General features: G+C 40.9%; 13 protein-coding genes and 1 pseudogene. 7 read left to right on the top strand and 7 right to left on the bottom strand.

Annotated features, from left to right (window positions below):
* Positions 1–42: 42 nt before the first annotated feature.
* From DTA23_RS18895 to DTA23_RS18885, 3 genes are all read right to left on the bottom strand, one after another.
* On the bottom strand, positions 43–1,797 hold the full coding sequence (locus tag DTA23_RS18895; protein ID WP_112376526.1) for a DUF885 domain-containing protein: 1,755 nt from the start codon (positions 1,795–1,797) through the stop codon (positions 43–45).
* Between the two features lie 68 nt (positions 1,798–1,865).
* On the bottom strand, positions 1,866–4,565 hold the full coding sequence (gene mgtA / locus DTA23_RS18890) for a magnesium-translocating P-type ATPase (protein WP_112376525.1): 2,700 nt from the start codon (positions 4,563–4,565) through the stop codon (positions 1,866–1,868).
* Positions 4,566–4,638: 73 nt separating this feature from the next.
* On the bottom strand, positions 4,639–5,286 hold the full coding sequence (locus tag DTA23_RS18885) for an MgtC/SapB family protein (RefSeq protein ID WP_239468742.1): 648 nt from the start codon (positions 5,284–5,286) through the stop codon (positions 4,639–4,641).
* 280 nt (positions 5,287–5,566) lie between these two features.
* On the opposite strand from DTA23_RS18885, the gene DTA23_RS18880 reads away from it, so the two are divergent.
* From DTA23_RS18880 to DTA23_RS18870, 3 genes are read left to right on the top strand one after another with little or no spacing between them, the layout of a single operon-like run.
* Complete coding sequence (locus DTA23_RS18880) at positions 5,567–6,043, top strand: carboxymuconolactone decarboxylase family protein (RefSeq protein ID WP_112375653.1); 477 nt, start codon at positions 5,567–5,569, stop codon at positions 6,041–6,043.
* 40 nt (positions 6,044–6,083) lie between these two features.
* Complete coding sequence (locus DTA23_RS18875; protein ID WP_046672122.1) at positions 6,084–6,422, top strand: YciI family protein; 339 nt, start codon at positions 6,084–6,086, stop codon at positions 6,420–6,422.
* A 51-nt stretch (positions 6,423–6,473) separates the two neighbouring features.
* Positions 6,474–7,715 (top strand): RNA polymerase sigma factor, encoded by a 1,242-nt coding sequence (locus tag DTA23_RS18870; protein ID WP_112375652.1) that lies wholly within the window; start codon positions 6,474–6,476, stop codon positions 7,713–7,715.
* 8 nt (positions 7,716–7,723) lie between these two features.
* On the opposite strand, the gene DTA23_RS18865 is transcribed toward DTA23_RS18870, so the two are convergent.
* Both DTA23_RS18865 and DTA23_RS18860 read right to left on the bottom strand, forming a co-directional pair.
* Positions 7,724–8,257, bottom strand: coding sequence for an STM3941 family protein (locus DTA23_RS18865; protein WP_112375651.1), 534 nt, complete (start codon positions 8,255–8,257; stop codon positions 7,724–7,726).
* A 4-nt stretch (positions 8,258–8,261) separates the two neighbouring features.
* Positions 8,262–8,795, bottom strand: coding sequence for a hypothetical protein (locus tag DTA23_RS18860; protein WP_146753118.1), 534 nt, complete (start codon positions 8,793–8,795; stop codon positions 8,262–8,264).
* A gap of 200 nt (positions 8,796–8,995) precedes the next feature.
* Between DTA23_RS18860 and DTA23_RS18855 the strand changes: the two genes are divergently transcribed.
* From DTA23_RS18855 to DTA23_RS18845, 4 genes and pseudogenes are all read left to right on the top strand, one after another.
* Positions 8,996–9,814 carry a hypothetical protein gene (locus tag DTA23_RS18855; protein ID WP_112375649.1) on the top strand — a complete coding sequence of 273 codons (819 nt, stop codon included), beginning with the start codon at positions 8,996–8,998 and terminating at the stop codon, positions 9,812–9,814.
* Between the two features lie 223 nt (positions 9,815–10,037).
* Positions 10,038–10,739: pseudogene (locus DTA23_RS18850) on the top strand (DUF6688 domain-containing protein); the annotation flags it as partial.
* Positions 10,740–11,117, top strand: coding sequence for a DUF6688 family protein (locus tag DTA23_RS30910; protein WP_440591195.1), 378 nt, complete (start codon positions 10,740–10,742; stop codon positions 11,115–11,117).
* A 97-nt stretch (positions 11,118–11,214) separates the two neighbouring features.
* Positions 11,215–11,775: an AAA family ATPase gene (locus DTA23_RS18845; protein ID WP_112375647.1), complete on the top strand. Its 561-nt coding sequence runs from the start codon at positions 11,215–11,217 to the stop codon at positions 11,773–11,775.
* On the opposite strand, the gene DTA23_RS18840 is transcribed toward DTA23_RS18845, so the two are convergent.
* Complete coding sequence (locus DTA23_RS18840; protein WP_046672115.1) at positions 11,769–12,347, bottom strand: TMEM175 family protein; 579 nt, start codon at positions 12,345–12,347, stop codon at positions 11,769–11,771. The genes DTA23_RS18845 and DTA23_RS18840 overlap by 7 nt on opposite strands.
* Entirely contained in the window at positions 12,340–13,059 is a 720-nt protein-coding gene (locus DTA23_RS18835; RefSeq protein WP_146753117.1) for an outer membrane beta-barrel protein, read from the bottom strand. Before DTA23_RS18835 ends, DTA23_RS18840 begins: the two co-directional genes overlap by 8 nt.
* Positions 13,060–13,252 lie beyond the last annotated feature (193 nt).

Raw genomic sequence — 13,252 nt, 5'->3', positions numbered from 1 at the left:
CACTCAGGGGAGTGGCTTTATCATTGATCGGATTTCTTACTTTTATTTTAACATCATTTCCCGGATATACTTCACCGGTGAATTGCCAAAGCTCAGGAATTTTTCATTGAACGCCTTCAAATTAAACTGTTTTCCTTCTTTTTGCTTCACAGCTTCCCTAAGATCATAAATTTCTTTATATCCCGTAAAGTAAGATGTCAACTGCACGCTGCTCACCGACACACGTTTCCATTTTCCGGCTGCTTCAGCCTGCTGTTGAAACGCTTCATCAACCAACAAATGCATGGCGTCTTTTTCACTCATATTTTTCACATGGACGCTATAATCGAGTATCGCATTGCAAACAGTACGCAGATGCCATTTGTACCACATTAACCACATTTCTGGAGCATTGTCTCCGTAACCATTTTCGAGCATCATTTGTTCGGTATAGACAGCCCAGCCCTCAATCATTGCACCATTTCCTAAAATACTCTTGATGAGACTCAGCGATTGGTTGGCATACACCAATTGGGTATAATGGCCTGGAATAGCCTCGTGGATATTGAGTATCTGTAAAATGTAATGGTTATACTCCCGAAGGTAACTTTCCGTTGCCTCTTTCGTCCAACCGGTCAGACTGCCCACATTGTAATAGGTATTCCCACCTTTATCGTATGGACCTGGCGCACTGATTGAAGCTCCCGCAACACCAGCCATATAAGCAGGCTCTTTACGCACCACGAGCGGCTTGCTATCATCGAGGTACAATAAATCCTTTTGTTTGACAAACGCAACCAGCTTCGGTATCTGTGCTTCGATAGCTGATTGAAACTCTTCTGCTTTAACATGGTTGACAGACAGGGTGTCGATCATTTTTCGGATGACAATCAAACTATCTGACGGCAAGGACGATTTCCCAAAATATTTAGGCCACAGCTCTTTGCTAATTTTATACATCTCTCCGTGTAAATAGCTTTTTCTTGCTAGAGCAGCCTGATAAATCTGTTCTGCCGTTGAACCCGATTGGATATCAAAATCAAATTTCTTGTCGTAAAGCTCTTTTCCTAGTCTAAAACTTCGTGGAGAAGGGTTAGGTGTCACTTTTAAAAATTGAACATATCCGTTGATCGCCGCAATAGCTTGTTGTGAAGCCTTCTGGATGGCATCCTTTTCTGAAGTCGGCAGATCGGATTTTTTAAGTGAATCCCGCAAATCGTTTTCAAACACAGATAAACCACCCAAATTCTGCTGAATGGCCAAATCGGTCAAGACCGTGGCCGGATTTTTAAGCTGTCCTTTCGCCGCCTCATAGTAGGCCGGAATCTTCGTCAACCGATGATATATCGCTTTAAGTCTGGTCGATAAAGGCGCATAATTCTCGGCAAGCATAAAAGCGATCGTCCCGCCAACATTGTACGAAGAAGGATTCCACTCATACGCGCGCTCTTTTTCAATCGCCCAAATATTGGATTCAAGATAGTTTTGAATCAGATGATAATCTGTTTGCTGAGAAAGATTCAAGGTACTCAGATCAAAATTTTTAAGGCTGTCCAAATGTCTTTTCGAAAACTCCAGTCGTAGTTTTTGCGCATCAGCATCAGGTATGGTCAACAAGGAATCATACTGATGGAATCCGACCTGGGTAGCCCATTCCGGATTTTCCTTCCAAAGCTGTAGAATAAAGCGGTCCTCATACGATTTAAACTTTTCATTCGCAACAGTATCAACAGTAGATTGTCGGTCCTGAGTTCCCGATCCACAGGAAGCCATTAGGCCCAATCCAAAGATAGCAAGGGTATATGTTATAAGTTTCATTGGAGTATTTTGTCTAAAATTAACATTATTGTTGATGAATTTCAGCATTTTACTCCAATAATTTACAACTATAACCAGGTATGAAATTTCCGAATAAACCAATTTTTCACCCACTGCGTCAATAAACAATAGCAGATCAAAATGCCGATAAGCCATGGAAAATAAGTTAGGGGCAGTGCCTCCATTTTTAAAGCAGCAGCAAATGATGTAAACGGCAAAACAACACCGATAATCATCATCAAACTCGTCAACGCCACAACCGGTGCTGCAGCCCAGCTTTGAATAAAGGGTATTTTCTTGGTTCTTATCATATGGATAATCAATGTTTGTGAAAGCAATCCCTCCACAAACCAACCAGTCTGAAAGAGTGTTTGATCCGATACGGTATTGGCCTTGAACACGAAAAACAATACTGCAAAAGTGGCAAAATCAAATAGTGAACTTATGGGACCAATAAATAACATAAACTTAGAGACACTGCCAGCGTCCCATTTCTTTGGCTCGACAATAAATTCCTCATCCATACTGTCCCAGGGAATAGCTACCTGCGGTATATCATAGAGTAGATTCTGAATAAGCAGATGCACGGGCAGCATTGGAAGAAATGGAAGAAAAGCGCTAGCACCAAGCATACTGAACATATTGCCGAAATTGCTGCTCGCCGTCATCTTGATATATTTAATGATATTGCCAAAAGTTCGACGCCCGTAAATAACCCCTTTTCGCAGCACCATAAGGTCCTTTTCCAACAGAATGATATCTGCGCTTTCCTTAGTGATATCGACAGCCGTATCCACGCTGATACCGACATCAGCCTCCTTAAGTGCTGCTGCGTCATTGATGCCATCGCCCATAAACCCAACCGTATGCCCTTTTTCCCTTAATGCCTTCACAACACGAACTTTTTGGAGCGGACTTAATTTCGCAAATACCGACACCCGATCAACACATTGATTTAGCTCGCTGTCCGTGATGCTATCTAATTCATTTCCATTGACGATCCGATCCACCGGAATGCCGACATCCAGACAGATTTTACGTGTAATAATCTCATTGTCTCCAGTCAGTACTTTAATCGCAATCCCCAATTTCAGCAAGGCTTCAATCGCAGGCTGTGACGATGGTTTGGCCGGATCCAAAAAGCCAATAAATCCGGTCAACGTCATTTTCGCTTCATCCGCAACAGCATAGGTCAACGGGTGACTACCTTCAAATTCTCGGATAGCAACCAATAAAACACGTAATCCCTCCTCGTTCATCTTTCTTGATGTTTTCAATACAATTTTACGCATCGTATCGTCCATCGGTACTGTACGGTCATTTTCGACATGCAGGCTACGGTCATCTCCCGGATCAAAAGCATGTGTACATAACTCAAGCATTTCCTCTACGGCCCCTTTACAGATCAATAGGTGTTTGCCATTATGCTGTTTGAGAACCACAGACATCCGTCGCCGCTGAAAATCAAATGGGATCTCGTCAATTTTCAAATATCGATCCTCCACTTTCAAGTAATCGTGCAATTCGACATGTTCCAGCACAGCCTTATCCATCAGGTTCTTCAGGCCAGTCTGATGAAAACTATTGAGATAGGCCCATTTGAGTACCTCGTCATCTTCGACACCGTAGACGTTCAGATGTTTTTCCATGACGATCTTGTCCAATGTCAATGTTCCTGTTTTATCCGTGCACAGAATATCCATGGCACCTATATTTTGGATGGAATTTAGCCGCTTGACGATGACTTTACGTTTGCTCATATTGACAGCACCCTTTGCCAGGTTAGCGGTGACAATCATGGGCAGCATTTCGGGGGTTAAACCTACAGCAACAGCAATGGCAAACAGTAGCGCTTCCGTCCAGTTCCCTTTCATCAACCCATTGATCAAGAAGATCAGCGGAACCATGACCAGCATAAAACGGATCAATAAAAAACTCACCTTATTTATCCCCTTATCAAAACTTGTTTCGGGACGTTCGCCAGTAATCGATTTGCTGATACTTCCAAAATAGGTATAGCTTCCTGTCGTTACAATCAGGGCTGTCGCCGATCCGCTAACGACATTGGTCCCCATAAAACAAATATTACAAAGTTCAATAGGTGATTTATTCGCTGCATCCCGGATCGGCAAATAATTCTTCTCTACAGGAAGCGCCTCTCCGGTCAGCATACTTTCACTCACAAAAAGATCCTTACTCTGAATAATACGGCAATCTGCAGGAATCATATCCCCTGCGGAAAGGTATACAACATCTCCCGGCACCAGCTCAACAATAGGAATCTCTCTTTTCCCTTTAAATTTCCGCAATACTGTCGCCGTAGTTTTCACCATACTTTTTAATTTTTCTGCGGCGGCATTACTTCGATACTCCTGTACAAAACGAAGCAGTGCACTGACCAAAATCATAATGGACACCACAACAACTGTTTTATAATCCCGTTCGCCAACCTCCGGAAGCCCAACATCGATAATAAAGGAAACAGTGGCAATCAATAACAGAATATATATAAAGGGGTTAGCAAAAGATTTCAATAGCTGCACATACCACTTTGGGGCCTTTTGATGTTTCACCTCATTTAAACCAAATTTCTGTTGACGCTCCGCAGCCATTTCATCTGTAATCCCTTCTCTGCTCGTTTCTAACATCGCGCAGGCAAGTTTTTCATCCTGACTGGCCACCCCCTGCAATTTGGTCACAGTCCCTACATTCATTCCATTGGAACTGATCATATTGTGCAATGGATTCCTTGTTGTTTTATTGTTCATTTTAATCATAACCCTATAGCCCGTTTCATGTTAATTTCCGTAAATCCCGTTCTTATTATAGATCCGATTCTTATTACAGGTCCGACTCGGTACCTATAATTTCCCAGCTTATTTTTGTTACTCTTTCCTCGATGGTCAATCGACTAGCCATCCGTTCGATAAGACTATCTTGCTGACCGATGGCTCTAACGATGGCCCTAATGACAACGCCGTTTGTAGCGAGGGTATCGTCACTCGAAAGCGAAGACAACAACAGTTTTTCGTTACTGCTCAGCATCTGCATCAATAAAACACGAATATGATTTTCGATGTCTATCCCACAGCCTATGGTCAGTAGATATTCGGTTTGTGATGCTGCAGATTTATTAAAAGTCAAGAAGGTCAGTTTCTGCCCGATTGGACGAAAGATTAGGTGTGTAAAAATAATAGCCAGCGCAACGACAAATGCTTGGGCATGCAAACCTAAACCGGAGAGTGCACCTACTGCAGCCGAACACCAAATCGTCGCCGCCGTGTTTAGACCATGCACATTCAAACCGTCCTTCATAATCACACCAGCGCCAAGAAAACCAATTCCGCTGACCACATAAGAAGCAATCCGTCCGGTAGCATCACCGCCAATTTCTATGGAAAGCAGCACAAAAGCTGCTGCTCCCAACGAAACTAAAGTATTTGTCCGAAGCCCCGCATTTTTCTGGCGCCATTGGCGCTCTACTCCCACGGCAGCGCCAAAAGCAATGCTACAAATAATCGTATGGCAAATTCAAAAACACTCATCTCTTTGTCCTCCTTTGCCTGCAAAGGTGCGCATTCCTACCTCCATGATCCGTTAGAGATCTTTTAGAAAATTATTAGAATTTTATTAGAGAAATAATCAAATTAAAAAACTGTAATACAGCTACTTATAATTTAAGTCTAAAATTTACAGATCAAGCTGTCCAATTTCTTTAACTTCAAGCATTGTTGTGGTGTAAATCAGTTACACTAAAAACAATAAAAAAATGAAACAACGCATCAATTTTTTCGCAAAAGGGCAAAACGCCATGAAATCAATGTATGGAATAGGTACATATCTGAGCAAGTGTTCGATAGAACAAGAGCTTTTGCATCTTATTTATTTCCGTGTATCACAAATCAATGGCTGTGCGTATTGTCTTGACATGCATTCAAAAGATCTACTGGCGACCGGAGATCAACCACAACGATTGTTCTTATTGGATGCCTGGCGGGAAGCCCCGCTGTATAGCGAACGTGAACGTGCTGGGCTGGAATGGGCCGAAGCCGTGACGAAAATTACACATGGCGATGTATCGGACGAGGTTTATGCTAAAGCAACTGCAATATTTTCGGAAGAAGAACTTATTGACCTGACCTTGGCCATTACAGCAATCAATTCCTACAATAGGATCAATATTTCCTTCCGCACACAAGCAGGAAGCTACAAAGTTGGGCAGCACAAAGTACAGCCAACCTCATAAATACGAAACGTATATTTATACGATAAATTAAACCATAAAAATGAAAGATTTCATCTTATTATTTCGTCAGGGGGCCAATGAGCAAAGTCAACTGACAGAAGAAGAAGCAAAAGCTGTGAACAAAAGGTGGTTCGACTGGATCCATGACATCGATACGCAAGGTAAACTGAAGGATCATGGCTCCCGTCTTGAGCCTGCCGGAAAGGTATTAAAGCCTGGCGGTATCGTTACGGATGGACCTTTTGTGGAAATTCGGGAGAGACTGGGCGGTTTTATTGTCGTCGCAGCAGAGGATCTTGACGAAGCCACAACCTTGGCCCATGGCTGTCCTATTCTCGAATTTAACGGAAGTGTAGAGATACGTGCACTACTCAACTAATCATATACAGGATCGGCTGTACACCGACATAGCCGATCCTATTTTAAACTTATGGATCCAGATTTTCTAAAACAGCTTTTCCAGCAAGAATTTACCAAAATAGTCGCTGTCATCAGTAAGAGTTTTGGCCTCCAGTACATCGAAATAGCGGAAGATATCGTCAGCGAAACGTTCTTAGTTGCCACAGAATCCTGGCAGACCAAAGGCGTTCCTGCAAATCCTACAGCTTGGCTGTACACGGTTGCAAAACAAAAGACCTTGGCCCAGTTTAGAAGAAATAAAATATTTACTGATAAAATCATCCCGGCAGTACGGCAGCGGGAGCCAGAAGCGGAGAGCTTTGACGAGTTTAGTTTCTCGCAGGAAAATATTAAAGACAGCCAATTAAAAATGCTGTTTGCCATCTGCACGCCAGCAATTGCCAGTGAGGCACAAATTGGTCTTGCCCTTAGAATCCTCTGTGGTTTTGGGATAGAAGAAATTGCCGAAGCATTTCTTTCCAACAAAGAAACCATCAATAAGCGCCTATTCAGAGCAAAGGAAAAACTACGTTCAGAAAAAATCGAACTTGAGCTGCCTTCCGAAACAGAAATTATGAAACGCCTCGATAATGTACTCCATATTATTTACCTCTTATTTAATGAAGGGTATTATTCTAAAACCCAAAATCAAATTTTACGAAAGGAGCTCTGTATTGAAGCGTTACGCCTTGCGCTCATGCTTTCATCTTATGAAAAAACCAATACACCCAAGACCAATGCGCTCATTGCGCTGATTTGTTTCCATTCTTCCCGCTTCGAGGCAAGGCTGACCAATGAAGGTGATTTCATTTTGTATGAGCAACAGGATGAGGAACGCTGGAATCAAGAACTCATCCATCAGGGGCTTTATTTTCTGAAGAATGCCGCATCGGGCGACGAACTCACATCTTATCATCTGGAGGCGAAAATTGCGCAATGCCATTGTATAAAGGAAGACAGTCCAGAAAAATGGACCGAAATCCTGCAGTGGTATGACCGTTTATTAGTCGTCAATTATTCCCCCGCAGCTGCATTAAATAGAATATTTGCCCTATATAAAGTAAAAGGCGCTAAAGCTGCATTGGCCGAAGTAAAAACCTTACAACTAAAAGACAACCACTTTTATTTTGTCCTCCTCGGGGAACTTTATCAGGATCTAGATAAAAACAAAGCCATTGCAAACTTCAATAAAGCAAAAAACCTCGCCAAAATAACATTGGAAAAAGAGATTATTCAACAGAAGATTGATGCTATAAAGTCTGCAATGACCTAATTTGTTTGCTAGACATCGATTACTTTTACCCTTTTCCAATAAGAAACAAAAAGCTGATACAGCTCGGAGGGCTCCAAATCAATCGTTGAGGACGAATACATAATACACAATTCTTGCGTGGATTCTTGATAAGCCATTTTCCATAACAGCGACGAAAGCCGCTCTTTATATTTAGAAGGATGACCCAGTGTTACAACGACCAGGGTATCACCACCGACTTTTTGTAAGTCAATGCTTTTAACATCCTGCCAGTCGCCTCGGCCAAAAGCTTTTGATACTGGTGTTGTCTTTCCAAGAAAATAGCGATCGTTCAAAACAATTTGCGCCGTTTTATCCCGAAGACTCAGTAGGCTGGAAAACAATAAAATTAAGAGTACCAGCAGTGCTCCGGCAGAGAAAACTGTCGGCTTTACCTTAAATACTCCATCAAATAAACCGATACTGAACAATAAAACGACCAAAAGCAACAAACATAGAGCTCCCGAAATTGACAATAGCTGAATTGTTTTCCGTTTATTTCTGTATAAGCTTGTTTCCTCCATCGGCTTAATTCCCCCAGTTAACGTTCAAGTTATGTTTTTCGGCATAAGCTTTTCCTAAAGCATATACGTTGTCAAACACACTGTTAATGGAAGGCATATCGTTTTTTTCGATCTTCTGGAGTAAAGCCTGCTTTTCTTCAGCTGAACCTTTACCATCACATAACTTTGCATAAGCGGTATATTCGTTTTTATAAACAGGCAACACTTTTTCAAATAATGCAATAGACTGCTCTTTCAACGCTTTTGCATCGGCATCGGAAACATTCAGTTCTTTAATATCCTTTAAAGCCTTTTCGACCACCTGAATTTTGATTCCAACAGATTTTTGAGCTTCGTCGCCTACTTTCTTACTGGAGGGCATATCCGCAAATTCTACGGTCTCCTGCTCGAGCTGTTTGCCGTAGCGTTCAGGGGCAAAATCTGCTACAAGATTTGTGTTTAAAACAACTTTTCCGAAAAAAGTCTCTGGACTTGGGGATTGACAGGCTGTAAAAAATAAGCTCGCCGACATAAAAATAACAACTAGTAAGTGCTTCATATAAAAATTCTGTTTGTGACCAAAGTAATTAATTATCATGAAATAGGCAAACATGTTGTCCCATCATATCGCTGTATAAAATTGTCATCGACCAGTCTGTTTAGGTGAAAAAAGCACGATAGCCGAGCGATTCATATTGCACAAAATGTTAATTTTTAATATATTAGCAATTACAACATAAGCGATTAAAAACAGTCATTATGGGCTATGATATTAGTTACCACCCCATCTCAGAACAGCAGATAGAAACTTGGTATTTTGACTTGCTCAAAAATCCTGAAAAGATTGAGGAAGTTTCTGCTGTTCACCAACTAGAAGACTTCTATAAAACCAAGTACCAAGACACCTTAAATGCGGGTCGGGAAACCGACAAAAATGATTATTTTGACAAAACCCATGGATTTTTCATTGCTGTTGTCCAGGGTTTTTTCGAAAAATACTTCTATGTGCGCGGTGGAGCCCTATCCTTCTCCAAAAATGACCATTTATCCGGCTATTACAAACAGTGGAATGAATTTGTACAACATGAATTTCTGACCAATAATATCGAAAATAGGCTTGTAGAAAACTATTGTTCGGGTGTCTTTATCCCAGCAGAAAAAGTTGCGCAATTGTTGGTAGACTACCATAATAATCCAACGATCAAGGCTGAACTAGATACGCTATTTTCTGATAACCGTATTGCTGTTTTCCTCAATGCTCTGCAATATGCCAAAGATCGTAACCTTGGTCTTTTGGAAGCAACAGAAGTTGTCGAACCACAACCTTTTGATCTGAATGAATCAAAAAGTTACTCCAACCTCTTTAACTGCGACAAAGAAGGCCCACTTTTATATCAGACAACGGCATTAAAACAGATCCAGGAAATAGAACATCGTCATGGAATTCCTGAAAATGAGATCTTACCAAATGTCAAAACAGAAACAATCCATGCCAACCCTAAACATTTTGACACAACAGATAGTTCGCAAAGCAGTAAAAAAAAGAGCTTTTGGAGCCGGTTATTCGGCAAAGATTAAACACTGATAATTGCTAGACATTCGGCCCTATAACGATATACTGTTGAAGAAATCTTGAATTCCAACCTATTAAACACTTCAATAATATTGGTTTCAAGCAACTATACACATAGACTGCAAAAAAAAGACTGCTTTGCATCTGAATTAAACAAATGATTTGACGATATTCGTCTTAGCATTATAACTGCTCATCCCATTATGATCTTCATTTTTCTTCTTATTATTCTTACGCTTTTCGGAATTTTATATCTGCTTCGTTCTGTTGTCAAAAAACAACAGCGAAAAAATAACAATTGTTGAGTATGCGATCATCATCGGTTACCTGATTTCGTTAATGATAACCGGTGTAGGGCTATTATTCCACTCAAGTCAATATAATCAAGCCGTAGATCCTGTAGATGGTGATTGCTATATTCCCTTCGGTGGAAAACACATTTTATCGCTTGTGTTTTATTTCCTAACATTTAATATTTCAGCAATAGCGATTTGGCTCAAAGGACGAAAAATCCCCTCTATTCCTCTTGTTCTAATGCTGATTATGTTAATGATAGGCAGTATGATCAGTGTGTTTGTACTCGTTCAGGTCAGTCACCACGATACGTCCACATTGGACATGTATGTTGGCAACGAGGGAACCTTATACTTTATTTTCACACCATTATGCTGCTTGATCATGGGTATAGGATTAATCCGTAAAATCATCGTTGAAGAACAGGGTTACGCCTCGACGAGAAGCTATGCCAACGCCACGCTCAACAAGATCAATAACCTACTTTCGGCAAAGCTAAAATACCCCACATGGGCGCTTATTTTACTTGTTCCGGTCTTTCTCTTACTAACAATTATCCTCATCCTTTTGGGGCAGGATCGGGATTCAATGGTAAAAGTTTTCACAGAAACAACCACTTGGGCTTTTTCACAAAAAATGCACCCTCCCATCTTGGATCATCAGGGACATTACCTCTGTACAGTTGCAGCTAAAGGAGATCCCGTCCTTGTAAAACCATTGAGATTAGGCAAAAGACATGGTAACACCATTATCGTCAATAGACAACTCCAAATTGCCAATGCATTCGAAGAAATATTAAGCGATCTATCGCCAGTATTACACCGCTATGTTAGATATTGCTATGTTAGATATTGCTATGATAAATATGGGTTTAATATCTCGATCAAAATAAATTCTGTTAGGGCATCAAATATGACCTATGTCCTGATGAAACCCCTTGAATATTTTTTTCTTTTTTCCCTGTATATGTGCTACGTGGAACCCGAAAAAAAAATTGCCAAGCAATACAGCTGATCTTTTCTGAAAACAGCGATGCCCTTTTTCGGCAGAGAAACCAAGTTTGGACTAACTTGGGACTTATGATCTGCTAACTTATTACCTTTTAAACATTATGGATCAAACAGCTCAATTTATTGTCCTGACAGGAGGACCTGGTGTCGGTAAAACAACGCTATTAAAGGAATTACAACAACTGGGATTTAGTGTTGTACCGGAGGATGCCCGGCGGATTATCCGAGAACAAATGGAAATGAATGGCGACGGCCTCCCCTGGAAGAATAAGCGTCATTATGCCGAGCTCATGCTAGCGGCGTCTTGCAGCGGTTATTCGGAACAGTTGCGCAAAGATCAAACCCGCTATGTGTTTTTTGACCGCGGGATTCCAGATACATTAGCATATATTGCCATGGAAGGTCTTGCAATCGGGGAAGATTGCCTGCGAGAAGCAAGATTGAAGCGTTATCATAAAAAGGTATTCATCTTACCACCTTGGGCAGAGATCTATGCGAATGACAACGAGCGGAAACAAACTTGGCAGGAGGCCGAAAATACCTTCAAGATAATGAAAGAGACCTATACAAAACTGGGTTATGAAACCATTGAGGTTCCAAAAACAACCGTATTTGATCGCGCGCAGTTCATCCTGAAAGTCCTGGATCAGCAAAACTATTGATTCCGCATTTCTTTCTCAATACGGCGGTCGGGAATAATCCACATAATAGCAACCGTTCCGTATAGCACTAAACTGATATACGGATTGATAAAAGACAGACCTATTCCCAGAAAATACAGTGCGGTAGAAATATTTTCTTTTGTTTTCGATTTGACCGCTTTTTTCAATGCAGAATCTTCGCCCTCAATCTGGATCACAAAATACTCCACGATATGGTAGGCAATAGAACACATAATCAACACAACACCGTAAGCGATAATCGGATCTCGACCAAAATGGGATTCACCTATCCAATTGGTGGTAACCGGCATTAAGGATAGCCAAAACAATAAATGGAGATTGCTCCAAAGTACTTTGCCGTTTACTTTGCGAACGATTTGAAAGAGGTGATGGTGGTTGTTCCAATAGAGTCCCACATACATAAAACTTACGATATAAGAGATGATTTTGGGCAATAAAGGCTTGAGGCTTGCAAAAGTAACCCCTTCAGGTACTTTTAATTCAAGTACCATAATCGTTATAATGATGGCTAGAACGCCATCACTGAATGCTTCTATTCGACCCTTAGTCATTTTTAAATAGTGGGGTTAATAACTGATATTGTAAACCCAATCGGAATACATTTAATCGTGCGGTACCGGGATCAGCGCCAAGCATCCCGCTGTTGTAATCCTTCAGTCCCCATGAATATCCAGCAAACACCGTATAACGGTCATAATTTACATTAAACTGCAATCGAGGGCGTAGATCCAAATCTATAATCTTGCCGCGGTCACGATCAAAACTTGTTTTATTACCCTGCTTATCTTCAATGCTACCATTTTCTTTAATGCTTAACGTTTTGGCAATATCCATACCCAGCTGTATATCCATTGTCATCGGTTCAAAAAAGACACGATAGCCAACAAAAGGATTAAAATTGATAAATTGTTGATTGAGACGGGTTTGACCACGGCTTCCATTCATAAACTCGTTGCCTTCCAAATCAATCTTTGTCTGCAATCGTTCATAGGCGCCTTCCAATCCTAATATCAGGTTGTTGGCAAAAACATACCTGTAGTTTAAAGCACCACCGATATTGATTCCATATTTTTTTCCATAAGGATTATTGGTATAATAGTCCTGCTGCGTAGATCCATTCAACATACTCTTCGCTTCGGCTCCCGATCCCGTAAAGTTGGACACACCGGAAGTAATACCCACTCGTAGTTCGTGCGATTGCGAGAAAGCCATAAAATGGGTTATACCAGCAAAAAGTCCGACAAGTAAAAATCTCTTCATCATAACCGAAATATTAAATTAAAATCCTTAAAAAAATGAGCGTGTTCGATTGTTAAAAGTAAGAAAATTTATGTGATTCAACTTACTCCAATCCTTATTTTTTCTGAAACGGTAATGTTTATCCATCAGCGGAAATCCATCCGCTTGATCGGCTATAAAAAAAACATCATAAGACAGAATGACTATATTTATTGAA

The organism is Sphingobacterium multivorum (genome assembly GCF_900457465.1).
GTDB lineage: Bacteria > Bacteroidota > Bacteroidia > Sphingobacteriales > Sphingobacteriaceae > Sphingobacterium > Sphingobacterium multivorum.
Note: the sequence above shows the minus strand (reverse complement) of the source record. Positions and strands in the feature narration are given on the sequence as shown.